Source organism: Aquabacterium sp. NJ1, from assembly GCF_000768065.1.
Taxonomy (GTDB): Bacteria; Pseudomonadota; Gammaproteobacteria; order Burkholderiales; family Burkholderiaceae_C; genus Aquabacterium.
The window spans coordinates 4,680,410-4,705,718 of the sequence record NZ_JRKM01000001.1 but is presented as its reverse complement, the minus strand read 5'-3'; the positions used below and the strand labels follow the sequence as shown (position 1 = coordinate 4,705,718).

General features: G+C 64.6%; 22 protein-coding genes. 6 read left to right on the top strand and 16 right to left on the bottom strand.

Going from position 1 to position 25,309, the window contains the following annotated elements:
- Positions 1 to 30 precede the first annotated feature (30 nt).
- From JY96_RS20315 to JY96_RS20280, 8 genes are all read right to left on the bottom strand, one after another.
- On the bottom strand, positions 31 to 792 hold the full coding sequence (locus JY96_RS20315) for a creatininase family protein (protein WP_035040189.1): 762 nt from the start codon (positions 790 to 792) through the stop codon (positions 31 to 33).
- A gap of 12 nt (positions 793 to 804) precedes the next feature.
- Positions 805 to 1,716 carry an ABC transporter ATP-binding protein gene (locus JY96_RS20310; RefSeq protein WP_035040187.1) on the bottom strand — a complete coding sequence of 304 codons (912 nt, stop codon included), beginning with the start codon at positions 1,714 to 1,716 and terminating at the stop codon, positions 805 to 807.
- 21 nt (positions 1,717 to 1,737) lie between these two features.
- Complete coding sequence (locus JY96_RS20305; RefSeq protein WP_035040184.1) at positions 1,738 to 2,703, bottom strand: ABC transporter permease; 966 nt, start codon at positions 2,701 to 2,703, stop codon at positions 1,738 to 1,740.
- A gap of 67 nt (positions 2,704 to 2,770) precedes the next feature.
- Complete coding sequence (locus JY96_RS20300) at positions 2,771 to 3,748, bottom strand: ABC transporter substrate-binding protein (RefSeq protein ID WP_369796181.1); 978 nt, start codon at positions 3,746 to 3,748, stop codon at positions 2,771 to 2,773.
- A gap of 283 nt (positions 3,749 to 4,031) precedes the next feature.
- Positions 4,032 to 4,220 carry a DUF2892 domain-containing protein gene (locus tag JY96_RS20295; protein ID WP_035040181.1) on the bottom strand — a complete coding sequence of 63 codons (189 nt, stop codon included), beginning with the start codon at positions 4,218 to 4,220 and terminating at the stop codon, positions 4,032 to 4,034.
- Between the two features lie 40 nt (positions 4,221 to 4,260).
- Entirely contained in the window at positions 4,261 to 6,021 is a 1,761-nt protein-coding gene (locus tag JY96_RS20290) for a SulP family inorganic anion transporter (protein ID WP_161784373.1), read from the bottom strand.
- A gap of 5 nt (positions 6,022 to 6,026) precedes the next feature.
- Positions 6,027 to 6,389, bottom strand: a complete 363-nt coding sequence (locus tag JY96_RS20285) for a TIGR01244 family sulfur transferase (protein WP_035040179.1) — start codon at positions 6,387 to 6,389, stop codon at positions 6,027 to 6,029.
- Between the two features lie 27 nt (positions 6,390 to 6,416).
- Positions 6,417 to 6,758: a metalloregulator ArsR/SmtB family transcription factor gene (locus JY96_RS20280; protein WP_369796202.1), complete on the bottom strand. Its 342-nt coding sequence runs from the start codon at positions 6,756 to 6,758 to the stop codon at positions 6,417 to 6,419.
- A 97-nt stretch (positions 6,759 to 6,855) separates the two neighbouring features.
- Between JY96_RS20280 and JY96_RS20275 the strand changes: the two genes are divergently transcribed.
- Together JY96_RS20275 and JY96_RS20270 are read left to right on the top strand one after the other, a co-directional pair.
- Complete coding sequence (locus JY96_RS20275) at positions 6,856 to 7,302, top strand: OsmC family protein (RefSeq protein ID WP_035040178.1); 447 nt, start codon at positions 6,856 to 6,858, stop codon at positions 7,300 to 7,302.
- A 57-nt stretch (positions 7,303 to 7,359) separates the two neighbouring features.
- On the top strand, positions 7,360 to 8,694 hold the full coding sequence (locus tag JY96_RS20270) for a DUF3422 family protein (protein ID WP_035040177.1): 1,335 nt from the start codon (positions 7,360 to 7,362) through the stop codon (positions 8,692 to 8,694).
- Positions 8,695 to 8,733: 39 nt separating this feature from the next.
- Here the strand turns inward: JY96_RS20270 and JY96_RS20265 are convergent, their stop codons facing one another.
- The 3 genes from JY96_RS20265 to JY96_RS20255 form a co-directional block, all read right to left on the bottom strand.
- The gene (locus JY96_RS20265) at positions 8,734 to 12,933 is read right to left on the bottom strand and encodes a translocation/assembly module TamB domain-containing protein (protein WP_035040175.1); all 4,200 of its coding nucleotides are present in this window, start codon (positions 12,931 to 12,933) and stop codon (positions 8,734 to 8,736) included.
- The gene (locus JY96_RS20260; protein ID WP_161784372.1) at positions 12,930 to 14,909 is read right to left on the bottom strand and encodes an autotransporter assembly complex family protein; all 1,980 of its coding nucleotides are present in this window, start codon (positions 14,907 to 14,909) and stop codon (positions 12,930 to 12,932) included. Before JY96_RS20260 ends, JY96_RS20265 begins: the two co-directional genes overlap by 4 nt.
- Before the next feature lie 61 nt (positions 14,910 to 14,970).
- Complete coding sequence (locus JY96_RS20255) at positions 14,971 to 16,143, bottom strand: VWA domain-containing protein (RefSeq protein ID WP_035040173.1); 1,173 nt, start codon at positions 16,141 to 16,143, stop codon at positions 14,971 to 14,973.
- Positions 16,144 to 16,262: 119 nt separating this feature from the next.
- Here JY96_RS20255 and JY96_RS22610 point away from each other — a divergent pair, with 119 nt between their 5' ends.
- Positions 16,263 to 17,453, top strand: a complete 1,191-nt coding sequence (locus JY96_RS22610) for a diguanylate cyclase (RefSeq protein WP_052162802.1) — start codon at positions 16,263 to 16,265, stop codon at positions 17,451 to 17,453.
- A 15-nt stretch (positions 17,454 to 17,468) separates the two neighbouring features.
- On the opposite strand, the gene JY96_RS20245 is transcribed toward JY96_RS22610, so the two are convergent.
- Positions 17,469 to 18,311: a MoxR family ATPase gene (locus JY96_RS20245; RefSeq protein ID WP_035040171.1), complete on the bottom strand. Its 843-nt coding sequence runs from the start codon at positions 18,309 to 18,311 to the stop codon at positions 17,469 to 17,471.
- A 108-nt stretch (positions 18,312 to 18,419) separates the two neighbouring features.
- On the opposite strand from JY96_RS20245, the gene JY96_RS20240 reads away from it, so the two are divergent.
- The gene (locus JY96_RS20240; protein WP_035040170.1) at positions 18,420 to 19,097 is read left to right on the top strand and encodes a cytochrome c; all 678 of its coding nucleotides are present in this window, start codon (positions 18,420 to 18,422) and stop codon (positions 19,095 to 19,097) included.
- A gap of 83 nt (positions 19,098 to 19,180) precedes the next feature.
- On the opposite strand, the gene JY96_RS20235 is transcribed toward JY96_RS20240, so the two are convergent.
- The 3 genes from JY96_RS20235 to JY96_RS20225 all read right to left on the bottom strand — a co-directional run bounded on the left by JY96_RS20235 (position 19,181) and on the right by JY96_RS20225 (position 23,269).
- On the bottom strand, positions 19,181 to 22,330 hold the full coding sequence (locus tag JY96_RS20235; protein WP_081961502.1) for a Calx-beta domain-containing protein: 3,150 nt from the start codon (positions 22,328 to 22,330) through the stop codon (positions 19,181 to 19,183).
- Between the two features lie 147 nt (positions 22,331 to 22,477).
- Positions 22,478 to 22,909: a DUF1841 family protein gene (locus JY96_RS20230; RefSeq protein ID WP_035040165.1), complete on the bottom strand. Its 432-nt coding sequence runs from the start codon at positions 22,907 to 22,909 to the stop codon at positions 22,478 to 22,480.
- Between the two features lie 6 nt (positions 22,910 to 22,915).
- Positions 22,916 to 23,269: an FKBP-type peptidyl-prolyl cis-trans isomerase gene (locus JY96_RS20225; RefSeq protein ID WP_035040163.1), complete on the bottom strand. Its 354-nt coding sequence runs from the start codon at positions 23,267 to 23,269 to the stop codon at positions 22,916 to 22,918.
- 134 nt (positions 23,270 to 23,403) lie between these two features.
- On the opposite strand from JY96_RS20225, the gene JY96_RS20220 reads away from it, so the two are divergent.
- Positions 23,404 to 23,805: a YkgJ family cysteine cluster protein gene (locus JY96_RS20220; protein WP_035040162.1), complete on the top strand. Its 402-nt coding sequence runs from the start codon at positions 23,404 to 23,406 to the stop codon at positions 23,803 to 23,805.
- Between the two features lie 23 nt (positions 23,806 to 23,828).
- Positions 23,829 to 24,599: a hypothetical protein gene (locus JY96_RS20215; RefSeq protein WP_035040159.1), complete on the top strand. Its 771-nt coding sequence runs from the start codon at positions 23,829 to 23,831 to the stop codon at positions 24,597 to 24,599.
- A 3-nt stretch (positions 24,600 to 24,602) separates the two neighbouring features.
- On the opposite strand, the gene urtE is transcribed toward JY96_RS20215, so the two are convergent.
- Complete coding sequence (urtE, locus tag JY96_RS20210; protein ID WP_035040158.1) at positions 24,603 to 25,307, bottom strand: urea ABC transporter ATP-binding subunit UrtE; 705 nt, start codon at positions 25,305 to 25,307, stop codon at positions 24,603 to 24,605.
- Positions 25,308 to 25,309: the final 2 nt, after the last annotated feature.

Genomic DNA, 25,309 nt, shown 5'->3' with positions numbered 1-25,309 from the left:
AGGGAGGGAAACAGGCGTGGCGGCTGCGATTCAGGCCACGCGATCAAAGTAGGAATGCGCCAGGGGCGGCGTCTGCGCCATGCCCTTGCAGATCAAGGCGGACAGGTCTTCCACCATCCAGTCAAAGCCTTGCTGGCCTTTTTCAGCGGTGGCCAGGCTGGGCGTGCCGGTGACGCCATTGAGGCTGGTGCGGTTGACGGGATGCGCGAACACCTGGCCTTCGGTACGGTCGGGGTCGTCGGCCTCGTGCAGCAGATGGGGGCGCACCATCTCGGGCGCCACGGCCAGCATCAGCGAGGTCTCGGCATCATTGGCGTGCCAGTCTTCGGCATCGGCGAAGTGGAACGCGCGCACCCGTTCGCTGATTTGCGGCGAGTTGATCACGGCCACCATCAGGTCATCGTGCTCGGCACGCAGCATCTCCAGCGCACAACGCAGCGGCGCGGCATTGGTCACGTGGGTGTTGATGATGAACAGGCGCCGCACGCCGCTGTAGTACGCGCCATCGCCAATCTGCTTGACCAGCTCGATCAAAGTGATGGGCTGAACGGCGATGGTGCCGGGCCAGCGTCGGCTGTGGCCCAGCGAGCACCCGTAAGGCAAGGTGGGCAGCATGGGCACGCCGGTGCGTTCGGCCACGGCCTTGCACAGCACATCGGCGATCACCGCGTCCATGCCGCAGCCCATGTGCGGGCCGTGCTGCTCGGTCGCGCCCACGGGCAGGATGGCCGCTTGTGATGCGGCGATGAGCTGGTCGGGCAACTCGGCCCATGTCAGTTGAGACCATTGCATGCTGCGCCCTCCTCACTCGACGTTGTCGGCCACATCCGTGAGGCGGATCACCTTGGGCATGACCTCCGCATCCTCATCGTGCTCGGCTTGCTCGGTTGGCGGGTGGATCAAGGCTTCGAGCCGCGCCTTGGTGGCCTGGAACTCGGGGCTGGTGATCTGCATGGCCGAGCGGGGTCGCGGCACGGGCACCTCGATCAACTCCTGCACGGCGCCAGGGTGCGCCTTGAGCACCAGGATGCGGTCAGCCAGGAAGATCGCTTCGTCCAGGTCATGCGTGATGAACAGGATGGTGATGTCGATGTTCTTCCAGATCTCCAGCAGATGGCTTTGCATCTTCGCGCGGGTCTGGGCGTCCAGCGCACCAAAGGGCTCGTCCATCAACAGGATGCGAGGCTGGTTCGCCAGCGCACGCGCGATGGCCACACGCTGCTTCATGCCACCCGACAGCTGGTGCGGGTAGTGGTCGGCAAACTTGCTCAGGCCCACCAGCTCCAGCCACTGGCGCGCTTGTGATTCGGCTTCATTGCGGCCGGCATTGTTGACCTCCAGACCGAACATCACGTTCTTCTTGACCGTCAGCCATGGGAACAGGGTGTAGCCCTGGAACACCATGCCGCGATCACGCCCCGGGCCGTTCACGGGCTGGCCGTCCAGCAGCACTTCACCGGCCGAGTGCGACTCCAGCCCCGCCAGGATGCGGATCAGCGTGGACTTGCCACAACCGGAGGGGCCGATCACGCACACGAACTCGCGCCGATGGGTCTTGAAGTTGATGTCCTGCAAGGCGGTCACTGGCCCTTGGTGCGAGTCATAGGTCTTGCCCAGGCCCTTGACCTCCAGGATCACTTCGCGCTGCTTGAGCTTGTCAAAGCGGGCCTTCACGGCATCGCTCTGATCCAGATAAGAGACGTTCATGTCCGACATGGCGGTGCTTTCCTTGAGGGCTCAGTGCTTGCCTTGGGAGCGATCCCAGGGGAAGAGGTGCCGGCCGGCCCAGGCCAGCAGCAGGTCGATGCCCAGGCCGATGATCCCGATCATGGCGATGGCCGCGTACACGTTCTCGAAGTGCTGGTAGCGGGCTTGCTGGGTGATGAAGAAGGTGATGCCCGAACTGGTGCCGATCAACTCGGCCACGATGAGGTAGGTCCAGGCCCAGCCCAGCAGCACGCGCTGGTCACGGTACAGATCGGGCAGGATGCCGGGCACCACCACACGCGAGATCAGGCGCCAGCGCCGGGTGCCCAGCGTCATGGCGGCTTCGAGCAAGGCGTAGTCCAGCTTGCGTGTGGTGTTCGAGATCACCAGCACCTGCTGGAAGAAGGTGCCGATCACGATGATGGCGATCTTGGGGCCGTCATGGATGCCCAGGATGGCCACCGCCAGCGCGCCGAAGGCGGGCGCAGGCAGGTAACGGAAGAATTCGATGAAAGGCTCGTTGAGGCGGGCGATGCTGCTGTAGGTACCGCACACGATGCCCAGCGGCACACCAATCAGCGATGACAGCAAGAAGCCCCAGAAGATGATCTTCATGCTGTGCCACAGGCTCTCGTGCAGCCAGGGCGCGTCCTTTTGTTCGGGCGCCGTGGTGAAGGCTGTGTAGAAGGCCTTCACCACCTCATGAGGGGCCGGCAGGTACACCGGGTTGGCGGGCTCGCCCAGCGGTGCGGCCTTGCCGGCCTCCTGCATGTTGTGCGCCTCATCGCGGAACACCTCCTTGTCCACACGCATGCCAGGCTGGAAGTAGTCCACGTCACCGGGCTGCGTGATGAGCACCTGCGGGTGCCACACGAACGGCAGGTAACTCACGGCGCACCAGAGCATCAAGGGCAGCACGAAGGCCCCGATACCCAGCACCAGCTTGCGGCGCGGCGACAAGGCCACGCGCACGGCGAACCATCCGGTCTGACTCATGAGAGGTGTACCGCTTTGAATGAGGTTGAGACGGGCGCCTTGGACCGGGCGCCGCAAACCAGGCGCCTTACTTGGCTGCCGCGTTCGTCAGGCTGGGGTCGATGTAGCTGTCGACCTTTTGCGCTTCCTTGTAGACGGCGTTCTTGACGTTGAAGTCGTCCGCGATCTTCGAGGAGCCATACAAAGACTTGAAGCCATCGGCCTTGACCATCACCTTCTTGCCCTCGGCCAGCGACAGCAGCTTGGTGCCTTTGAGGAAGTGCATGTAGGCATCGGGCGGCACCCCCACGCGGGCGGCCATGATCTTCACGGCATCAGGCTGGGTCTTGGGGTCTTCGATGTAGCTCACGACCTTGTCCCAGACCATCACGACCTTCTGCCACTCGGCCTTGTGCGTCGCCAGGCTGGCGGGGCTGACCGTCAGCACGTCGTAGATCAGACCAGGCTCGTCAGCGGATGTCAGCAAAGGCTTGGCACCCGGCGAGCCCTTGATGGCCTGCCCGGCGATAGGCTGCCAGGCGCCCACCGCAGCCACGTCGCCGGAAGCAAGCACCTGCGGCATTTCATTGGTCTTCGCATTGACCAGGGTGACGTCGGACTCCTTGAGGCCGGCCTTCTTCAAGCCGTTGAGCAGCAGCAGGTGCTCAACCAGGCCCACCTCGACGGCCACTTTCTTGCCTTTGAGGTCCTTGAGCGACTTGATGCCGGGCTTGCCGACGATCATGTCGTTGCCGTTGGAGTAGTCGGTCAGCATGATCATCACGCCCTTGCCGCCGCCTGCGCCGGTCACCAGCGTGTCACCGTTGGTCATGGTGACGGCGTCGATCTTGCCGGCGGAGAAGGCATCCATGGAGGCGGAGTAGTCGAACCACTCGAACTTCACGTCCACGCCGGCTTGCTTGAACCAGCCTTTGTCAATGGCCACCTGCCAGGCCACCCAGCCCGGCCAGTCGCTGTAGCCGATCTTCAGGGGCTGCGCGGCCCAGCCGGCTTGTGTACCCACCAGGGTGGCCGCCAAGGTCAGCGCCTTGAAGCCTTTGGTCAAACGCTTTACTGCTGTCGTTGAGATCATGATCTGGCCCATTCACGGTTATTACGGGTTGAACATCTGGTAATACCGAATGGGATAGAGCAGCAAGCGTGCCAGGTTGGATTCGCCTCGCTGGTGCACATTGCCGTCCCTGGCGGCTGCAGCGCGCGTGACCTGTGCACCGCCATGCTCAAAGCCTGTGCATGCACGGAGCGGGCATGCCAACCGATGGTGCACACAAAAGAAAAAAGGGCTCCGAAGAGCCCTTGCGGTGCGCCGCCAGCGCGGCTGCATCACCTCACTTGGTCTTGCAAGTGGAAATGCCAAACGGCAGGTAAGCCGGGCACCAGCCCGACAAGCCCGTGGCAATTGGCACCAGCCCGATCCAGCCCCACAGGCCGACCTTGCCGGTTGCAGCCAAGGCCACCAACACCACACCCGCCGTGATACGGGCTGCACGATCCAGACCACCAACATTCGCTTTCATGCTTCTCTCCTAGTGACAAACAAAAAACTTGCGCCCGGGCTCATGCGACAAGGGCATCCCAGGCCTGCTGGGCACTCAGATGCTGCCTGCCCGCAAAACGGATGTCCATACCCGCGGCCTTGAGCCGGTCCATGACCGGCCCCTTGATCTCCGCCAGATGCAGCGTCTTGCCCTGGTCGGCCAGAGCCTCATCCAGCGCCAACAAGGTCTGCGCCGCCGTGTGATCGATGTGATTGACCGCAGACAGCAGCAAGACCACCTTCGATGCGCCAGCGCGCCCATGAACCAACTCGCAGAACTTGAGCTCGACACGCTGCACATTGGTGAAGTCCAGGCTCTCGTCCACCCGCACGAACACCGTGTCCGGCAAGGTCTCGACCTCGTGCCGCGCAACATTGCGAAAATGCGATGTGCCCGGCAAGCGCCCCACCTCGGCCACATGCGGCTGGCTGTGCCGCCAGATCATGGCCGCCATGGACCAGGCCATGCCCAGGCCCAGGCCGGCTTCAAAACCAATGAAGAGCACCCCTAGCGCCGTGCTGACAAACGCCCAGCCCTCGGTGCGCTCGTAGCGCCACGCGGCCCTGAGCGAGCCCAGCTCCACCAGGTTGGCGATCGCGTAAATGATGACCGCGGCCAGCGCCGCCTTGGGCAGCCAGGCCAGCAAGGGCATGAGCAAAGGCAAGGCCGCCCCCAGCAGCAAGGCGCTGATCACACCGGCAAGCGGGCTGCGCGCACCGGCCGCCTCATTGACCACAGACCGGGACAAGCCGCCTGTGACTGGCAAGCCCCCCAGCACGGTGCTGCCTACATTGGCCAGCCCCAGACCCAGCAGTTCACGGTCGGCATCGATGCGCTCGCCGTGCTTCATGGCAAACGTCTGGGCCACGGACACACTGCTCACAAAGCCCACCAGCGCCAGCAGCACCGTCGGGGCAAACAGATCACGCAGATCCGACAGGCGCAGGGCTTGCCAGAAGGCCGAAGAGACCGAGGCCAACGGGCTGCCCAGGGACACCTGCCCGACCAGGGCAGCGCTCAGCCCCTCATGGGTGCTCAAGCCCTTGGCCAGCCAGGCAGCCGCCACCAGCACGGCCACAGGCCACAGCTTGAGCCACACGGCCGATGTCGTTGGCGCGAGCCGCAACACGCGAGCCAGCGCGCTGGTCAGAGGCTGCCCACATGCCAGCATCAACAGCGATGCCCCGCCTACGATGGCATCACCCTTCAAGCCCGCCATGTCATGGCCGAACTGAACCGCCACCGCCGGCACCATGTCCGGCAAGGTGTAGCCCAGGGCGGGCCAGCCCAACAGCGGGGCCAGTTGCCCCAGCAAAATCAGCAAGGCTGACGCCACCGTGAACCCCTGCACCACCGGGCGGCTGAGCAACTGCGACAGAAAGCCCATGCGCAGCACGCCCATCAGCAACATCAGCAAACCTGAGGCCAGAGCCAGAAACGCCGCCATGGCCGCATACCTGCCCACGCTGCCTTGCGCCAGTGGCACCAAGGCCTGCGCCACCATCAAGGAAGTGATGGACCCGGGCCCGACCGACAAGGACGCGCTGCTGCCAAACAAGGCGTAAGCCAGCAAAGGCAACAAGCTCGCCAGCAAGCCAGCCTGCGCAGGCAAGCCCGCCAAGGTGGCATAGGCCAGGCTCTGGGGCACCAGCATCACGGCCACCACCACACCTGCACTCAGGTCGCCGTGCAGCCAGGTACGTTGCCACTGGCGCATCCAGGGCGCGGGCCACGCCCAGGGCGCGTCCGTGCCGGGCAGCATGCGCCTGGGAATGCTCATTGCGCTCAGCCTGCCTGGCCGACTCTGCAACCGCATGCCTGGAACAAGGCATTGGCGCGGCCACCCGAGCGGCAGAAAGCCACGATGGGGTGCGGCAGATCCGCGCACAGCGCGTGATAAGCCATCACCTGCTGCTCGCTGATCATGAGGTTGGCCACGGGGAAGTGCACATAGCGCAGGCCGGCCGCCTTGGCTGCGGCCTCGATCTGGGCGCTGGTCGGTTGATCCGGGCCACCTTCGCCATCAGGGCGGTTGTTGATGATGCTGCGGTAGCCCTGTTTGGCAAATACCGCGACGTCAGCCACGCTGATCTGGCCGCAAACGGCGAACTCGGGGCAAACGGGATTCACAGGCACGCTCAAGGTCATGGGGTTCTCCAATCCATCATCACAAGGTCAACAAGATTTTTCTGACACGGCCGCACCGCATACCCGACTGTGAAGCACTTCCATGATGGCACGTGCATCTTCACTGAGCAGCCGGTAATAGATATGCTTGCCCTCACGGCGCGTGTCGACCAGGCCCTCCTGGCGCAACACGCCAAGCTGCTGGGACAGGCTGGGCTGGCGGATGCCAAGATCGGCCTCCAGCTCGCTCACACAGAACTCGCCCTGCGCCAGGCGGCACAGCAGGACCAGCCGGTCCGCATGCGCCAGCACCTTCAACAAGGCACAGGCCTGTTCAGCCGATGCCTGCAGGGCGTTGAGATCCATGTCCTTCACTTTCATGAATAACATTATGTTGACAAATATATTGTTCGTCAATAAAGTGATCCCATACCCCACCAGGTTCCTAGGAACTGGTCTTTGACAGCCCTCACCCGGAAAGCCCGCCATGTCCGATCAAGTTGTGCAAGTCTCCCTGTCTCAGCAGCAGGACTATCAGTTCAAGGTCACCTTCGAGGGCGACGTCCCCACCCTGCTGGCAGACGAGCCCGCGCCGCTGGGCCAGGGCCTGGGCCCCTCACCTGTGCAGTTGCTGGCCGCGGCGGTGGGCAACTGCCTGTCTGACTCGCTGCTGTTTGCGCTGCGCAAGTTCAAGCAACAGCCTGAACCATTGAGCTGTCAGGTCCGCGCGGAAGTCGGGCGCAACAGCGAAGGCCGCGTGCGCGTGCTGGCCATGACGGCCGACCTCAAGCTGGGCGTGCCCGCCGAGCAACTGCAGCATCTGGACCGCGTGCTCAGCCAGTTCGAGGCCTTCTGCACGGTCACACAAAGTGTGGGCCAGGGCATCCCCGTCACCGTCCATGTGAGTGACGCGAACGGCGTCGTGCTCAAGTAAGCCCACCCTGATTGCCATGTAGGATCAAAGGGCTGTCCATTGCCCGCCCACGCGCTCATGACCTCTGCCCTGCCCCCCGCCTTGCCCCAGGTCCTCCCTGACAACGACGCCTTGCGTGAGGTGCTGCACAACGAGGTCCACGCGCGCCCGCCAGCTCGCATCCGCCTGCCCGCTCTGGTGGTGTACGTGGCCGTGCTCAACGAGGGCGTGAGCCGCGAGCAGGAGTGGCAGCATCTGCGTCAATTGCCTGGCCAGCAAGGCCTCACGCAAGACCAGCTCTCGGGCAACTTCCTGCGGCTGCGTTTTGCCGACCACACGCTCAAGTGGGAACGCCACACCGAGTTCACGCGCTACTCGATCGTGCAGACCTTGCCATCGCATGTGCTGGAAACGGGTGACGAGGCCGAACTGATGCGAGCCCTGGTGGTGGACACAGCCTGGCTGGCCAGCATCCCCGGGCGCACGGTGGCCGCCATCACGATGGCCATGGTGCACGGCGAGGTGGACGACCCGGCCGCCATGCGCGCGCTGGCAGCGCCCTGGTTCGAAGGCCGCGAGACGGTCGCTTCGCTGCTGGGCATCCGGCGCTCCTGCGTCATGACGGACTTCCGCTTGCGCGACAGTGGCTTCGAGCGCCTGCTGGTGATCTCGCCGCCCAATACATCCGAGCTGCGCTCGGGCCGCACCTCGCAACGCCTGCTGGAGCTGGAGACCTACCGGCTGATGGCACTGCGTGGCCTGCCCGTGGCCAAGGACATCAGCGCCATGCTGACCGAGTCCGAGCTGCAACTGGCCGAGATCACGGCCCACATGGAAAGCACCGAGACGTCGGATCAGGAGTTGCTGGCGCAACTGATCGGCCTGGCCGCACGTGTGGAGCGTGCCACTGCCCGCCACATGTACCGCTTCTCGGCGACGCGGGCCTACCATGGCCTGGTCGAGCAGCGCATCGAGCAACTGCGCGAAACCGCCATCCCCGGCACACAGATGGTCGGCGAATTCCTGCTCAAGCGCCTGTCGCCGGCCATGGCCACCGTGCAGGCCACCGCACAAAGGTTGGCCTCGCTGTCCCAACGCATCGAGCGCGCCAGCGCCCTGCTGCGCACGCGGGTGGACATCGCCACCGAGTCGCAAAACCAGATGCTGCTGGAAAAGCTCACTCGCGGGCAAGAGCTGCAGTTGCGCCTGCAAAGCACCGTGGAAGGCCTGTCGATTGCGGCGATCTCGTACTACGTGATCAGCCTGGTGCTGTATGGCGGCAAGGCGGCCAAGGCGGCCGGCCTGCCCATCAATCCGGAGATGCTGGCCGGTGCCTTGATCCCGTTGGTGCTGGCGGCGATCTGGTGGGGCACACGCCAGATCCACAAGAAGCTGCATGCAGACGGGCACTGAGCCTGGCTCACCTCATCGCGCTTCATGGCGTCACAAGCGTCAATCCCAGCGCCAGGACCAGATGAAGTCCACCGCGTTGTCATCACCCGCCTGCGCACGAACCGTGACGCGCTGCGCCAGGCGATAGATCAACTGCCAGTTGCCGCTGGTGGCGTTCAGGTTGCGCTCGTAACCCACGTACCAGTACTTGGACACCTGCTTGCCCAGGTTGACCACGGTGTCACGCACGGCGCCAGCGCTTTCCGACTGGCGCACCGTCAGCTCATCGAGGCCCAGCATGGCCACCAGGTTGTCAGAAGGTGAACTGCCCTCGCCCGACAACAAGGCCACGGCCGCGCTTTGCAGCAGGCCGATGTCGGCACCCCCCAGGCCCGTGGGCGCACGCCCCAGCACCAGCCAGGACAGCTTTTCCGTTTCCGACATGGCAGGCTCGGAGTACAGCCGCACACGCGGGTCCTGCGCCGTGCCGGTGATGTTGACGCCCACCTTCACGTCGCTGGCTGAAGCCGTGGGGGACTGAGGCCGCATGGCCAGGATGTCCAGCCGCGGGTTCTCGACCGGGCCGGTGAAGGCGATGTCACCCTTGTCGATCACCAGCTTCTGCCCATAGGCTGCAAAGGTGCCGTTCTCGACGTGGACAGTGCCGTTGACCGCAGGCCGATTGCCAGGCGTCGTCACGCGCAACTTGCCCGCCAGGAAGGCATCCAGCCCCTTGCCCTTCAAACGCAGCTTGTGGCCCAGGTCCACGTTCACATTGGCGTTGAGCTTGCGCCTGCTCGCCGAAACGCTGCTGGGTTCGGTCAACTCCTCCGGGTCCTGCCCCGGTCGGTTGACCACGTTTACGTCGTCGCCCACGGTAGGCGCATCCGAGCGCGTGATGTCGATCAGGCCCTCGTCAACCTGCAAGCGCCCGTCCACATCGATGTTCTCGACGCCCAGCGTGGCCTGCATGTCGCCGCTGACCACCACGCGGCGGTCCACCCGCTGCAACAAGGCAAAGCGATCGGCCTTGAGCGACAGCCGGGCTTGCGGCGCGGCGCCCAGCACGGCCTCACCCTCCACACTCACGCGCCCCCCTTGCGAGCCCGCCTGCGCCACCAGTTGCGTCAACTTCACCTGCTCGCCCTGCAGGTCCATCTGCAATTGGCCATCGGTGAAGTTGATGCCCATGAGCGCCTGCCCCAGGCCCAGGTTCTGGCCTTTGACTTGCCCCCGGTACTGCGGCGCACCGAGCGTGCCGCCCACCTCGGCCTTGGCCTGCATCTGGCCCGTCAGGCGCCACCCTGCGGGCACCCATGTCCCCCAAGGTCGCAGGTTGGCGATCTGCAGATCAAGCTCCCCGGAGAGTGGGTCACTGCCCGAGGGCAGATCTGCAGGGTTGCGCACCTGCACGACCTGCCGCCCTTTGAGCACGCCCAGCACCCGCCCATCGAACTGCTGGGTCAAGGCCCATACGCCGTCTCGCGCCTGCAGGGCCACACGGGCCTCGCGGATGCCCAGGCGTTGCGGGCTGCTGCCCTGGATGGTCGGCTCGCTCAAGGACAGGTCCCCCGATTGCCGGGCCACCGAGGCGTCCACCACCCAGGGTTGGTGCTGGCTGTGCTTGAGGGTGATGCCACCGTTCAGGATGAGGTCGCCGCCCCAGCCAGCTTGAGGTTGCCACGAGGCCAGCAGGGCAGGCAGGTTCAGCGGGTCCAGATCCAGCGCCAGATTGAGTTCACCCGAAGCGCCGGCGGCATCGGTCCCACCAGCAGAAGCCTGCCAGTCCAGGCGGCGCAAATGCAGCCCCGCGCCCAGGATGTTCAAGGCCGTCGCGCCCACCTGCAAGGAGCGGCCCTGCGCGGCCGACCGCCAGCTGAGGCCAACCGGCTGCACCGCCAGCAAGACACGCGGCCGGGCCCCCTCCAGGTTCAGCGAAAAGCCATTGAGCTGCCCTTGCCAGGTGCCCGTGCGAGCTTGCCAGCCGCCCTGCACCGCACCGGCCACGTGGAAGGCCATGACCTTGCCGCCCTGACTGGGTTTGTGCGTCAGGTCTGCCGACAGCGTGGACTGGTGCTGGCGCAGCGTCCCCGTGATCTGACACTGAGCCTGGTCCAGCAAGACATGGGCGGTCTGCCATTGCGACACGTCCAGTTGCAGCCGCAAAGGCGCATCGTCCGACAAGCCTTCGACCGACCAGCTGGCTTGCGCAGATGCCAGGCCCATGGGCACGCCAGCGGTGCTCACCCATTGCAAGCGGTTCACCCTGATCTGCCCATCCGTCTTCAAGGAGGGCCAGACACCTTGGCCCTTGAACTCACCGTCCATGGCGCCCGACAGCTGCCGCGCACCCAGCAGGGGTGCAATCGGCTGGAGGTTGCCAATCGAAGGTGCATGCACGACGCCCTGCCAATGCAGACTGTCGCTCAACTTGGGGCGCCCGTGCGCATCTGGCCGCCAAGGCAGCTCCGCACTGGCGTTGACCGTGTTGCCGCCCGCGCTCACGTCCAGCACCAGGGCCATGGACGAGCGGTCCAAGGGCGAGCGCCACTGCGCCTGCCCGGACAAGGGCACACCGGCCAACCAGCTGGGGGCCATATCCAGGTTCAAATGCCCACGCCAGTTGGCGTCCAGGGCCACATCCGCCTGGCCCGTGAGCTGATTGCGCCCATCCATGCCGGCGGGCCAGGGCAGCCACACCTTCGGGTCAAAGGCCTCCACCTTGAGCCGCCCCTTGATCGACCAGGCGGGCATGGGTGCACTCGCGCCCCACTTCAGCACGGCGTCGTTCAGGTCGGCCTGCGCCCCTTGAGCCCGCAGGCTGAGTGAGGCCACGTCAAACTGCCCGGGGCCATAGTGGCCATTGAGGCCGAGCGACACGGGCACATCGGCCTGGACCGAAGCGCGCCGGGCGCCAGGTGCGGCAACGGCAAAACTCGGGCCGTAACTGCCTTTCACCTCGGCCATGACAGCCGATTGCAAGCGGGCCCAGTTGCCTGTACCACCCTTGCCTGCACTCCCCTCGCCTGCCCAATCCGGCTTGAGCTGGAGGCTGCCCTGCAGTTGCAAGGGGGGCGCCTGGCGGTGCAGCGCCTGCGGCTCCACAGAGGCCCACGAGGCCTTGAGCACGCGCTTGCCGCCCCAGCCACCCAACAAGCTCACACGGCCATCGGCATGCCCGGCCAGGGAGGGCAACACGGCCAGCAGATCCAGCTCCCCCTGCTGCCCAGCCTGCGCCAGATCCTTGGCGGCACGCACGCCGGGCAGCGCCACATGGCCACGTACCTGCCGCACCGGCAGGCGGCCCTCATCCCAGGCACCCGCGGCCTCATTGCGCACATCCAGTTGGGCCTGCAGGTCATGCGCCGCTTGTGGGGCCAGCGTCACCTGCCCTTGCAGACGCGTCTGCGGCAAACTGGCGAACAGGTCGGCCAGGTTCAAGCCGGCCACGGTCGCTTGCAGGCGCGGCAAAGGCCAGGCGGTAAAGGGCGTCACATCGGCATCGAACTGGAGCTTCTGCGTTGCCGCAGACGGCGACGCCTGCCAGGCCAATTGCCCCTTCAGCAGCAAGGCCGTCAACGGGCCCCTGGCCTGGAGCTCAACATGGCCGCCACCCGCTTCACTCGCCTTGGGCGCCGCTTGGTCGGCCAACAGCCGGGCATCCAGTGGCAGCTTCTTGTCCACACCCAGGCGGGCCTCACCGTGCAGGCGCCAGCCCAGCCAACTCACCTGAGTCAGCTTGATCTGGTGTACCACCCGTGCATCGCCAGCCTTGTGCTGGGCAAACACCACCGCATCCACATCTTGAAGCGGCTCCAGCCACAGCTTGCTCTCTGCGCTGGCCACCAGCAAACGCCGTGCGCTCACGGCAACCGGCAAGCTCAAATCCGTTGGTGCGCTCAGCGGCGTGCTGACGGGGTTGGGCACCCAGTTCAAGCTCAGGCGACTGGCTTTCAGCAAGGCCATGTCCAGCCCGATGTGCCATGCGGCGTGGCTGTCCCAGCGCAGGCGCAGATCCTGCCAGGCGACATCGGTCAGCGTGAGTTGCCCGCTGCGCGGCAAGTCGATGTCGACACGCGCCGCCTTGAAATCACCCAGCAAGGCACCTTCTGGCGCCACCACCTTGATGCCCGGCAACATGGGCAACAAGCGAGCGGTAAACGCCTCGTTGTGCGCCAGCGCCCACACCGCGCCCACAAGCAGCGCCAATGAGGCCAACAAGGCCAGCACGATGCGCGAGAGCTTGCCCAGCGCGTTCACAGGCTGATCCCCACGCTGAAGTGCATGCGCCAGCGCTGCACCTCGTTGCCATAGGCCAGGTCCAGGCGCAAAGGCCCCACGGGGCTGCGCCAGCGCACACCAACGCCGTACCCCACCTTGGGCTGCAGGTCGCCAAAACGATCGGCCGCATCCCCGGCATCCAGGAACACCGCGCCCCACAGGCTGGGCATCTTGCTGGACAAGGGGTGCGCGAACTCGATGCTGCCGGTCGACATGGCCCGACCACCGACCACCACGCCATCGCGTGTCACACCCAGAGACCGATAGGCGTAACCGCGCACCGAGTCATCCCCACCAGCGCGAAACAGCAGCGTATCGGGCACGCTGACCTGATCACGTGCGTAGACCTGGCCGATCTCGCCGCGCGCCGTGGCGTACCAGTGCAACCACAGCGGCCGGTACCAGGTTACGCGGGCATAGGTGCGGCCAAAGTAACCCTCGTCATCCAGCGCCGAGTAGGTACGGCCGCCGGTGAGCTGCCCCAGCGCCGTGTAGCCCTTGGTGGGCAGGATCTGGCTGTCCACATCGCGGTAGACCCACTGCGCCGTGCCGCTCACGGCCGAGGCATTGGACACCACCACGCTCTGGGCGGACCGCACCTCGGCGCGCTGGAACTCCAGGTAATCCGTGCGCTCCAGGCGCTCGCCCTCACGCAACTGCCCCACGCGCAAGTACTGGCTGGTGGTCACCGTGTCCTCGCTGTCAACCAGGTAAGAGCCCTGCAGCGAGATCAGGCCGCGGCGGTTGCCGGGCCAGGGGTGCGAGGTCAGGTCCAGCTGGCCGGTCGACTCATTGCGGCCCAGTTGCACCTTGGTCTTGCTTTGCCAGTCCAGCCCGAAGATGTTGCGGTGCAGATGCTCGCCCGACACGCGCGGGCCCGTGTTGCTGCTGATACCGATACCCGTGGACGCTGTCTGCAAGGGCTGCTCGTGTACCTGCACCACCACGGGCGTGGCCGTGGCCTGCGTCGGATCCAGATCGGTGGTCACGAACACCGTGTCGAACATATTGAGCTTCTGGATGCGCTCCTGCCAATCCAGCAGCTTCTTCTCGCTGTAGGACTCGCCCTTGTGGAATGGCGCCAGGTTCACGATGGCCGAAGCCGGCTGGCGATTGAGCCCCTCCACGCGGATGTCCCCGAACGCGAAGCCCGGGCCGGAGTCGGCCACCAGGAAGAGCTTGGCCGTGTGGGTTTCAGCGTCCACCGTCACCGAGGTACCGCTCCAGGTGGCGGTGGGGTAACCATCAGCCCGCATCCGGGCGAGCGCCGCGTTCTTGGCGGCGGACCAATCCGCCTGGCGAAACACCTGGCCCTGCGGCAAGCCCCACCCCCGCTCCAGCTTGTCGAGCAAGGCCTGCGCCAGCGGGTCGCTATTGGACAAGCGGTTATCGAGTTCGCCTTCGAACACGAACTGCACCTTGCTGATCACCGTGTGCGGGCCAGGCTCCACCTGGATGCTGACCACCACGGGCTTGTCGGGCTGATCCGGCTGGTCCTCGCTCACGCGGGTCGTGATCTGCGCATTGAAGTAGCCCTCGGCCTCCAGCAAGCCCCTGGCCTGCTCGGGGGCAGACACCACCAGGCGGCGCAACTCGCTGCGGCGGATGCCCAGGCTCTGGTCCTTGCTGGATTCTTCCTGGAAGCGCGCCAGATCCAGGTAGGTGCGCAGCAGCTTGTCCAGCGGCGCGGGTGCGTCGATCTGCAGTTGCCAGACGACGGGCTTGGCGCGTGCGGCGCGTGCGGCATCTGCAGGCAGCGCGGGCGACACGGCAGAAGCAGCTTGCGCGGACGAGGCGGCAGGTGGCGGCAAGGTAGCGGCCGGCACAGGCGTGGTGGCATCGCCATCGCCTGCATCAGGCACGGCAGAGACGGCAGGCAACACCGGCTCACGCTGCGCCCAGGCCGGCATCGAGCCAGGCAGGATCAAGCTGATGGCCAGCAAGGTCGAGGACACCCGCGACCACATTCGTGCCGCGCCCCTGCTCGTCTCCTTCGGCCCCGTTACCGTCATCAACTTATTTGCTGAGCAGGCGCATGGCGGACTCCAGCCCCTGCAAGGTCATGGGGAACATGCGCCCACCCATCAACTGCTGCATGATCGACACGCTCTGGCGGTAGTTCCACACGCCTTGCGGCTCGGGGTTGATCCACACGAAGTTCGGGAAGGCGTGCGTCAGCCGGCTGATCCATTCGGCGCCCGGCTCTTCGTTGTTGTACTCCACGCTGCCACCCGGCTGCAGGATTTCGTAGGGGCTCATGGTGGCGTCGCCCACGAAGATCAGCTTGTAGTCCTTGTTGTACTTGCGGATGATGTCGAAGGTCGGGATCTTCTCGGTGTAGCGGCGATGGTTGTTGCGCCACATGAAGTCGTACACGCAGTTGTGGAAGTAGTAAAACTCCAGGTGCTTGAACTCCGACTTGGCTGCCGAGAACATCTCTTCCACGCGGTGGATGTGGTCATCCATGGTGCCGCCCACGTCCATCAACAGCAGCACCTTCACCGTGTTGTGGCGCTCGGGAATCATCTTGATGTCCAGCATGCCGGCATTGGCCGCCGTGGCATGGATGGTGTGATCCAGGTCCAGCTCTTCCGCGGCACCCTGGCGGGCGAATTTCCGCAATCGGCGCAGGGCCACCTTGATATTTCGGGTGCCTAGCTCCACTGTATCGTCGTAGTCCTTGAACTCGCGCTTGTCCCAGACCTTGACGGCGCTGCGGTTACGGGACTTTTCCTGGCCGATGCGGTAACCCTCGGGGTTGTACCCATTGGCACCAAATGGCGAGGTGCCGCCCGTGCCGATCCATTTGTTGCCGCCTTCGTGCCGCTCTTTTTGCTCTTCCATCAGCTGTTTGAAGCGGTCCATGAGCTTGTCCCAACCCATGGCTTCGATCTTGGCCTTCTCTTCCGGCGTGAGGTTGCGCTCAAAATGCTTGCGCAGCCATTCGAGAGGAATGTCACGAGTCAGGTCGATGGCCTCCGTCACCCCCCTGAAATAGGCGGAAAACGCCCGGTCAAATTTATCGAAATGCGCTTCATTCTTCACCAACGTCATCTTGGCTAGGTGATAGAACTCATCCAATGACGGCCCGATCACGTCATTCTTGATAGCCTCCAGCAAGCTGAGGTACTCCGGAATGGTGACCGGCAGCCGGGCGGAGCGCAAAGCGAAGAAGAAATCGATGAGCATAGAAACGGTCCTGCGAATCAAACTGTATTTTGGCCCCGGATAGCCGAAAACGTGTTGACGCGTCCTGTTTCCTTGCAGGTCTTTTGAGGTTTTACCTGTTGCATCACTGAAGTTCTCACATGGAAGCTCGCCATTTGTTGCTGGCCTTTATCCTGCTCACACACAGTCTGACGACCGTGATGTGGTGGGTGGCTGGCTCGTGGCTGGGGCTGTCTCGCAAGGCGGCGCGCCACTGGCTGCTGGCCAGTCTGGCCAATGGGCTGGCCCTGGCCCTGCCCGTGCTGCCGGAAGTCGGCTCGGCCGATCAGCGCATTGCCCTGGCGGGTTCGCTGGTGGTGCTGGGTGCCGTGTCGCTGCGCCGCGGCCTGCAGTTCTTCCTGAAGATCCGCCTGACGGACGTGGCGCACACGGTGCTGGTCGTCGGGGTGACCGTGTTCAACCTCGTGGTGTGCCTGCGTGAAGGCTGGCATACATCCGGCGTGGTGGTCAGCAGCCTGGCCATGTGCTGGGCGCTGGGCCGAACAGCACGCGAAACATTCAACCCGCTTCGTACGGAGTTCAATGCCGTCACAGCCTGGATGCACACCACCATGTTGAGCCTGGTCGTGACCGTGTTCGGGCTGGTGGCGCTCACCTATGCGGCCCCCGGCGCGCACTGGCCCTGGATGAAGTGGTCCAACGAGGCCTCGCAGTTTGCGATGGTGTTCTCCAGTGTCGCCATGTCGATCCTGGCGAGCTTCGTGCTGGGCTACATCGTGGTGATGCGCCTGGTGCGCCGCCTGGAGCACCTCTCGCACCACGACGCGCTGACGGGCCTGCTCAACCGCCGCGCCATCGAATACCTGCTGGACCGCGAAGACCAACGCCTGCAGCGCTTTGGTGACCCCTACACCGTGCTGCTGGTGGACATCGACCACTTCAAGCGCATCAACGACCGCCTGGGCCACGCCGCGGGCGACGCGGTGCTGTGCGCGGTGTCGCGCACACTGCAGGCGCAGGCCCGCGAGGTGGACCGCGTGGCGCGTTATGGCGGCGAGGAGTTCTGCATCCTGCTGCCGCACACGCTGCACGATGGCGCGCTGCAGGCCGCCGAACGCCTGCGCGAAGCCGTGTGCCTGATCAACATCCCCTGGGGTGACGAGCACATCTCGGTCAGCATCAGCACGGGCCTGGCCTGTGCGGGCGAGCCCGGTGAATCGCTGCAGGCCCTGCTCAAGCGCGCTGACGAGGCGCTCTACCAGGCCAAGGCCGAAGGCCGCAACCGTGTGGTGATGGCCGCCGACCGGCCTGTGCACAGCCGGCAGGCCTGATCGGGGCAAGCCGCTTCAGCGGTTGTGGCGGGCCATGTAGACCAGCTTCTCGAACAGGCTGAGATCCTGCTCGTTCTTGAGCAAGGCGCCCACCAGCGGTGGCACGCTGACCTTCTCGTCCTTGCTCTGCAGCGCCTCGACCGGGATGTCCTCGGCCACAAGCAGCTTGAGCCAGTCGATCAGCTCGGAGGTGCTGGGCTTCTTCTTGAGGCCCGGCAGGTTGCGCACCTCATAGAAGTGGCGCATGGCTGCGGTCAGCAGGTCCTGCTTGATGTGCGGGAAGTGCACTTCCACGATCTGCTTCATCACGGCCGCATCCGGGAAGCGGATGTAGTGGAAGAAGCAACGGCGCAGGAAGGCGTCGGGCAGGTCCTTCTCGTTGTTGGAGGTGATGATCACCAGGGGGCGGTGCCTGGCCTTGATCAGCTGGCGCGTCTCGTAGACGTAGAACTCCATGCGGTCGAGTTCGCGCAACAGGTCGTTGGGGAACTCGATGTCGGCCTTGTCGATCTCGTCGATCAGCAAGGCCACGGGCTGGTCCGCATCGAAGGCCTGCCACAACACGCCCTTGACGATGTAGTTGTGGATGTCGCGGACTTTTTCTTCGCCCAACTGGCTGTCACGCAGGCGGCTGACGGCATCGTACTCATACAGACCTTGCTGGGCCTTGGTGGTCGACTTGATGTGCCATTGCAGCAGCGGCATGCCCAGGGCTTCGGACACCTGTTCGGCCAGCATCGTCTTGCCCGTACCCGGTTCGCCTTTGACAAGCAAGGGGCGCTGTAGCTTCAAAGCCGCATTCACGGCCAGTTTCAGGTCATCTGTGGCGACATATTGATCGGTACCTTGGAATTTCATGCGCTGACTCAACCGGGTTGTTACTGTGTTCGAGTATAGGCTGGGCCCCAATAATGGGGTGCAGTCTCGTGTTTTTCCACCTGCCGGTTATTTTCCCCTGCCAGACACATGAAAACACAGTCCCATATCTTCAAAAATCTCAGTGTGCTGACCCTCGCAGGCCTCGTCGCCTCAGGCGCCATGGCGCAAGACATCAAGCCCGGCGACGCCGCAGCGGCCAAGTCCAAGATCGCCATGTGCATTGGTTGCCACGGCATCATTGGCTACCAGGCCAGTTTCCCGGAAGTGCACAAGGTGCCCATGATCTCTGGCCAGAACGCCAAGTACATCGCCTCTGCCCTCACGGCCTACCGCAAGGGCGAGCGCAAGCACCCCACGATGAAGGGCATCGCCAGCCCGCTGTCTGACCAGGACATCGCCGACATCGCCGCGTACTACGAGGCCAGCGGCAAGGACATGCCCCAGCGCCCTGGCAAGGGTGGCGCCCCCAGCCCCGAGGTGCAGGCACTGCTGACCAAGGGCAACTGCGCGGCCTGCCACGGCGAAGGCCTGAACAAGCCCATCGACCCGAGCTACCCCAAACTCGCAGGCCAGCATGCCGACTACCTGTATGTCGCGCTGAAGGCCTACCAGACCTCGGACAACCCGCAGATTGGCCGCGCCAACCCGATCATGGGCGCACAGGCCAAGCTGTTCACGCTGCCCGAGTTGAAGATGCTGGCCAACTACATTGGCGGCCTGCCCTCTGACCTGAAGACGGTGCCTCAGCCCAAGTTCAAGCAGTAAATGCAAGGAGGCCAACAAGGCCTCACTCGCATTTCATCAGCCCGCCCACCAGGCGGGCTTTTTCATGCTCGCCCGGGTCGTAATCAGGCGTGGTCGACCAGCAGGTTGCCTTGCTGCAGCAGCTTGGCGATGATCTGCACGTTCGTGGCGCTCGTATCCAGCCCCAGGTCGCTCAGGAAGTGGCCACCATCGATCACGATGTGCTGCGAGGCCGTGCCCGAAGCGGCATCACCCGGCACGAAGTCACCCGTCGGTGCCACCTTGATGATGGTGTTGCCGCCCGAGCTATCAAACTGCAGGTAGTGGTCCAGGTTGCCTGTGCCACCCACCGTGTTCTCACCTTGCAGCAGGTCACGCAGGTCCAGCACATCACCACCGGCAGCGTGCGCATGGGCATCGAAGTCCTGGATGGTGTCTAAGGCACGGTCCGCCACGGCGCCAGACGCGCCGCGGTCGCTCAAGTGCCAGGCAAACACGTCAGAGCCACTGCCGCCGAACATGGTGTCATTGCCCTGCCCGCCGACCAGCAGGTCGTCGCCCGCGTCGCCATGCAGCTCGTCATTGCCAGCGTTGCCGAACAACTGGTCATTGCCGCCGCCTGCCACGATGATGTCGTCGCCCTGGCGGCCCATCAACCAGTCAGCTGTGTTGCTGCCCGTCAGCGTTTCGCCCAGGCTGGTGCCGGCGATCACATGGGTGTGGTCAAACTGGATGTCCAGCGTGGACGTGGACGTCTGCCCTTGTTCATTGATCAGGCTGAAGCCGATGATCTCGGTGGCCACGCCGTCTGCCAGCTGGGCTGGTGCGGCGTAGCTGTACTCGCCCGTGCTCATGTCGATGCTGAACAGCCCACCCAGGTTGGTGTGCAAGGTCAGGACGCCGCTTTGGAAAGCATGCTCGGTGCCATCGACCACGATGCTGGACACATGCAGGAACTCGCTGCCTGCCTGGCCCAGCGCACCGCCGGTCGAGATGCTGCCCTGCACGAAGTCATGGGTCGTGCCGCTCAAAACCTGATCGAGCTGGGCGAAGTCCGAGACAACCACACCGTTGGTGTCGGCCACCGCCTGGCCATCGAAGGCAATGCCGTCAAGGAAGGTCTGGCTCACATCGCCGCCCATGCCAATGGCGTAGCTCTTGATCTGGTGGCTGTCCACAAAGTTCAACCAGTCTGCCAGCTCTTGTGCAGAAAGGCGGCCGTCGCCCAAGTTGGTGCCAACATGAGGCTCGGTGGGCACACCATCGGACAGGAAGTAGGCCACGTTCTGGGCGTTGCCCAGTTTGCCGTCAGCCGTGTCAAAGGCGGTCATCGCCGCTGACAAAGCGTGGTTGTAGTAGGTGCCGCCATCGCCGGCGTGTTCCAGCGAGGCCAGCAAGGCCTTGGCCTCCGACACGCTGAGCCAGGCCGTACCCTGCTCGCTCGCGTTGGTCGAGAAGGTCACCAGGCGAACGGCCACGTCACCGATCTGGTCATAGCGGTCCAGCAGGTTGTTGACGGCCTCGATGGCCGCTTCCATGCGCGTCAGGCCATGGATGCCGCTGTCCGAGTTCATGCTGCCGGAGGTGTCCAGCATGATCATCAGGTTGGTGTCAGTGGCGGACACGTGATCGTGGACGGCGGCCACGGGTGGCAGGTCGTTGTCCACCAGCGCGGTCTTGTTGGATGTGGGCACGTTGAGGCCGTTGGCCGTGTCGCCAGCCACCACCGTGGCCATCAGCTTGACGTACTCGGTGGATTCGACTTCCTTGTCGTCCACGGTGGCCACGCGCACATGCCACTCGGTCTGGCCAGGTGCAAACGTCAGCAAGCCTGTGGAAGGCAGATTGACCCAGCTGCCGTCGGCGGCCTGGTATTCGAGTTGGGTGCCGGTATCCAGGCCGATACGCGCGCCCTCGGGGTCGGGCACGCCGCTGGCGTCGGTGATGTTGGCCAGGGCCAGCTTGACCGTGACGGGCGCGTCGGTGGCATGCGTGAGCACGACATTGAAGCCAACCGGGTTGCCTTCGACGGCTGGTTCGCCCTGGAGCACGAGCATGTAAGGCTTGGTGTCGGCGTCCACAATGATGCCAGTACCGGTATTGGCCGGCCCCACGGTGTCATAGGGGGTCGTGACAGACAACTGCAGTGCCTCGATGCCCTCCACCTGGCCATCGACCTTGGTTGACACATGGACGGCGATGTCGGTGTTCGGCGAAGTGAAAGCAGGAAGCGGAACCGTGATGTTGCCGTTGGCATCGATCTGGGCAGACACTGGCGAACCGCCGTCAATCGACACCTTGATGTCGCTGCCTGTGTCAACCCCAGGAAGCGCAGGATGGTCCCCCAACCCTGTCAGCTTGAGCGTCAAGGTCGTGGGCGTGGTGCTTTCGTTAGAGACCTTGACGTGGAACACCAGATCGCCGCCTTCGGTCGTCTGGGCATCGCTGACGCTCACGACATGAGGCCGGTCATCGTCGGCGGTGACGCCTGCAGGCGTGCTGCCTGTGCCGTCATCGTGAATGGTTGCCAGGCCGGTGTCCTTGGCCAGTACCGCGTTCGTGGGTGCACTGAGCTTGACCCTGAAATCCTCTGGGCCCTCATAAACGGCGTCGTTCACGATGGGCACCGACACGGTCTTGCTGGTTTCGCCCGGGTTGAAGGTCACCGATCCGCTTCGCGGCGAGAAGTCACCATCCGCGGCAGTACCGGACTGCGTGCCGTACTGGATCGTCACCGGGCTGGTCGAGGCCCTGTCCAACGTGATCGTGAAGGTGGCAGACCCCGCGCCTTCGTTGACTTCCACGTCATTGATGCTGGCCTGCGGCAAGGAACTCGCCAGCAGACGCTGGTCTGCGGAGGAGCCCACTGGCGGCGCGGCCTGATCACGTGCCGTACCAAACTCAAAGGCCAACTGCCCCACCGATTCGGAGACGCGGTCCACACGCAAGCCAGGTTGCATGCCACCTTCAGCCCCACCGGTCAAACCGGCAGCAGGCGCCTGATCGGGGTCCTGCCCCTCGATGCCAGCAATCGCCTTGCTCACCGCATCAGGTGCCACCGTCGCCTTGTGCAGGATGGATGCCCCGTGGGCCGGCGAGATTTCAACGATGCCGTCTTCATCGGTGAGGATGCGCTCGCCCCCCTTGACCTTGTCGCCCACCTGCACAGGCTTGAGCGAACCATCGGGCAAACGGACAAAGGCATTACCCCAGACGGCGGTGACCGTCCCGGCAGACATGGCGAGAATTGGCATGAGGCACCCGTTACAGCGGATTACAACCCTGTGAGTTTAGGGCCTGCCCGGGTGCGCTTAAAGGCGCGGCCATCCCCTGTGTGGATGGACTACGTCACACATCACCTACCTGATTCGTGACGAAAATCACACTTGACAAGAGCCCGATCAACGCGTCGCGTGCATCAGGAGGCGATCCACATAAGCCTCGCCGTCAAACGGTCTGCCCGATCGCTGGCCTTCCCAGACCATCTCGCCCAGGGCTTCCATGGCCACATGGTGGGCCTCGTGCAGGGAGTTCAGGCGGTGCGCCAGGCGCTCGACGGCTGCCTTGACGCCACGCGGCTGGTCGATGCTGACCTGTTCGGTGATGGACAGGTGCATGGACAGGTGCAGGAAGGGGTTGGTGCGCCCCTCCTCCACCGTGTACTGGCGGGCAATGGCCGCCTCGACATCAGCCAGATCCTCGTGGTACTCGGGGTGCTCGGCGATCCAGTCAGCCGCCTGCGCCTCCAGAGGCGTGAGCGGCTGGCCAGCCTGGTGCTTGGACCAGGCATCGCAGAAGAAGCGGCGAACCTGCTCCTGGCTGGGGGCGAACATGGGTGATCAGACGCCCAGCAGTTCGACTTCGAACATCAGCGTCGCGTTGGGAGGGATCACGCCACCGGCACCACGGGCACCATAGCCCAGCGCAGGCGGGATCACGAGGATGCGGGTGCCGCCAATCTTCATGCCTTGCACGCCTTCGTCCCAACCACGGATCACATGGCCGGCGCCCAGGGGGAACTCGAAGGGATCGTTGCGGTCCTTGCTGGAATCGAACTTGGCACCCTTGACGCCGCCTTCGTACAGCCAGCCGGTGTAGTGCACGGTCACATAAGCGCCGGCCTTGGCGACCTCGCCAGAGCCTTCGACGGTGTCTTCATATTGCAGGCCGGAAGCGGTGGTGGTGACGGGCATGGCGGGTCCTTTCGACTGTCCTGATTACAAAAGAGCGCCGAGTCTACCTGCTTGGCGGCGGTGTGTGTTTCATGGCGTGAATCGCAACCGGATTCGAGCGGGCAAAATGCGCCCTGCGCTGTACCACCCTTGTCATGAAGCCTTCCATCTACTTTGTCGACGTTGACCGGCCCGAAACCTGGACCCGCTACCGCAATGGTCTGTGCGACACCTGCGTGGCCAATTGCTGCACCATGCCGGTCGAGGTCAGGCTGCCTGACCTGGTTCGCCTGCAACTGGTCGACCCGTTCGAGGCCGAACACGAGGCGCCCAAGCAGATTGCCAAACGCCTGAGCAAGGCGGGCTTGATCGAGCATTTCAACTTCAAGCACAGCATCTTCACCCTGGCCCGCCGAGCCAATGGGGATTGCCACTTCCTGGACGCACAGACGCGCCGCTGCACGGTGTACGAGCGACGGCCAGGCACGTGTCGCAGCCACCCGCAGGTCGGCCCCCGGCCGGGATACTGCCCTTACCAGGGCAAAGGCAAGGCCTGATTCAGCATGGACACGAACCGACCATGAGCAGACTTCAAACCGAATGGCGACGCCTTTATCTGCCGGACACCACGGTCTGCCCGCACACCGGCGGGCAAACCGCACCACTGGTCGACGAGCATGCCCGGGTGCGGGCGATGGTGCTGGAGCTGGCCAGGCCTGCCGATTGGGAGGCCTTGTCCGCGGTCTGGCGAGGCGTGCAGCTCGACCTGGCGCTGCCTGCACCCGGCATTGCGGTCTCCGGGCTTGATGGCTACCAGCTCTGGTTCTCGCTGGCCGAGGCCGTGCCGGCCGCGCAGGCCTTTGCGTTTCTGGAGGCCCTGCGCGCGCGGTACCTGCCAGAGGTCGCTGCCAATCGCGTCACCTTGCTGCCGACGGTCGACGCCTGCGCCCCATCAAAGATCCCGCACGCCAGCCATGTGCCTGCCCAGCAGGTCAACGCCGAACACTGGTCGGCCTTCGTTGCGCCGGATCTGGCGCCCGTGTTCGCCGACACGCCCTGGCTGGACTTCCCGCCCAGCGAGCATGGTCAGGCCGATCTGCTGTCGCAACTCGACTGCATCACCACCGCTGCCTTCCAGCATGCACAGTCACTGCTCCAGCCCGCACCGCAGGCAGCGACAACGCCCGGCACCCCGGGTGCTCAAGCCAGCAACGGCGCGCCCCTGCCGCCCGCGCTGGACCCCAAGGGCTTCCTGCTTCGGGTGATGAACGACGAGGCGGCGCCGCTGGCCTTGCGCATTGAAGCGGCCAAGGCGCTGCTGCCCTTCAGCGAAGACGGCGCAAAAGCCTGAGGCTCAGATCGACATCAGCTGGCGCACGCCGTCGGCTTCCATGTCCGCGCCTCGGCCGCGCCGGATGATCTCTCCGCGCTCCATCACCAGATACTGGTCGGCCAGTTCCGCGGCGAAGTCATAGAACTGCTCCACCAGCACCACGGCCATCTTCTGGCCATTGAGGCCCTCGTCGGCCAGCTTGCGGATGGCACGCCCGATGTCCTTGATGATGCTGGGCTGGATGCCCTCGGTGGGCTCGTCCAGGATCAGCAACTTCGGGCCGGCGGCCAGTGCGCGCGCGATGGCCAGTTGCTGCTGCTGCCCGCCAGACAAGTCGCCACCACGGCGGTGCATCATCTGCTTGAGCACCGGGAACAACTCGAACAGCTGCTCGGGCACCTTGGCACCGCCCGGCTTGCTGGCCAGCCCCATCTGCAGGTTCTCGGCCACAGTCAGGCGGCCGAAGATCTCACGGCCCTGCGGCACATAACCCACACCCAGGCGCACGCGCTCATAAGGCTTGAGCTTGTCGATACCCTGCCCGCCCAGCTTGATGGCACCCGACTTGATCGGCACCAGGCCCATCAGGCTCTTGAGCAGCGTGGTCTTGCCCACGCCGTTGCGGCCCAGCACAACGGTGACCTCCCCCACCTTGGCCTCGAAGTCCAGGCCACGCAGGATGTGCGAGCCGCCGTAGTATTGATTGACGCTTTCTACGTTCAACATGT

Bases quoted from the DNA above. Each gene is read 5' to 3' on its own strand.
- JY96_RS20220 (WP_035040162.1), top strand. From the start codon at position 23,404: ATGAAGCCTTCCATCTACTTTGTCGACGTTGACCGGCCCGAAACCTGG.
- JY96_RS20275 (WP_035040178.1), top strand. From the start codon at position 6,856: ATGTCCGATCAAGTTGTGCAAGTCTCCCTGTCTCAGCAGCAGGACTAT.
- urtE (WP_035040158.1), bottom strand. From the start codon at position 25,307: ATGTTGAACGTAGAAAGCGTCAATCAATACTACGGCGGCTCGCACATC.
- JY96_RS20315 (WP_035040189.1), bottom strand. From the start codon at position 792: ATGCAATGGTCTCAACTGACATGGGCCGAGTTGCCCGACCAGCTCATC.
- JY96_RS20285 (WP_035040179.1), bottom strand. From the start codon at position 6,389: ATGACCTTGAGCGTGCCTGTGAATCCCGTTTGCCCCGAGTTCGCCGTT.
- JY96_RS20305 (WP_035040184.1), bottom strand. From the start codon at position 2,703: ATGAGTCAGACCGGATGGTTCGCCGTGCGCGTGGCCTTGTCGCCGCGC.
- JY96_RS20290 (WP_161784373.1), bottom strand. From the start codon at position 6,021: ATGAGCATTCCCAGGCGCATGCTGCCCGGCACGGACGCGCCCTGGGCG.
- JY96_RS20245 (WP_035040171.1), bottom strand. From the start codon at position 18,311: ATGAAATTCCAAGGTACCGATCAATATGTCGCCACAGATGACCTGAAA.
- JY96_RS20225 (WP_035040163.1), bottom strand. From the start codon at position 23,269: ATGCCCGTCACCACCACCGCTTCCGGCCTGCAATATGAAGACACCGTC.
- JY96_RS20235 (WP_081961502.1), bottom strand. From the start codon at position 22,330: ATGCCAATTCTCGCCATGTCTGCCGGGACGGTCACCGCCGTCTGGGGT.
- JY96_RS20270 (WP_035040177.1), top strand. From the start codon at position 7,360: ATGACCTCTGCCCTGCCCCCCGCCTTGCCCCAGGTCCTCCCTGACAAC.
- JY96_RS22610 (WP_052162802.1), top strand. From the start codon at position 16,263: ATGGAAGCTCGCCATTTGTTGCTGGCCTTTATCCTGCTCACACACAGT.
- JY96_RS20280 (WP_369796202.1), bottom strand. From the start codon at position 6,758: ATGTTATTCATGAAAGTGAAGGACATGGATCTCAACGCCCTGCAGGCA.
- JY96_RS20255 (WP_035040173.1), bottom strand. From the start codon at position 16,143: ATGCTCATCGATTTCTTCTTCGCTTTGCGCTCCGCCCGGCTGCCGGTC.
- JY96_RS20240 (WP_035040170.1), top strand. From the start codon at position 18,420: ATGAAAACACAGTCCCATATCTTCAAAAATCTCAGTGTGCTGACCCTC.
- JY96_RS20310 (WP_035040187.1), bottom strand. From the start codon at position 1,716: ATGTCGGACATGAACGTCTCTTATCTGGATCAGAGCGATGCCGTGAAG.
- JY96_RS20295 (WP_035040181.1), bottom strand. From the start codon at position 4,220: ATGAAAGCGAATGTTGGTGGTCTGGATCGTGCAGCCCGTATCACGGCG.
- JY96_RS20230 (WP_035040165.1), bottom strand. From the start codon at position 22,909: ATGTTCGCCCCCAGCCAGGAGCAGGTTCGCCGCTTCTTCTGCGATGCC.
- JY96_RS20215 (WP_035040159.1), top strand. From the start codon at position 23,829: ATGAGCAGACTTCAAACCGAATGGCGACGCCTTTATCTGCCGGACACC.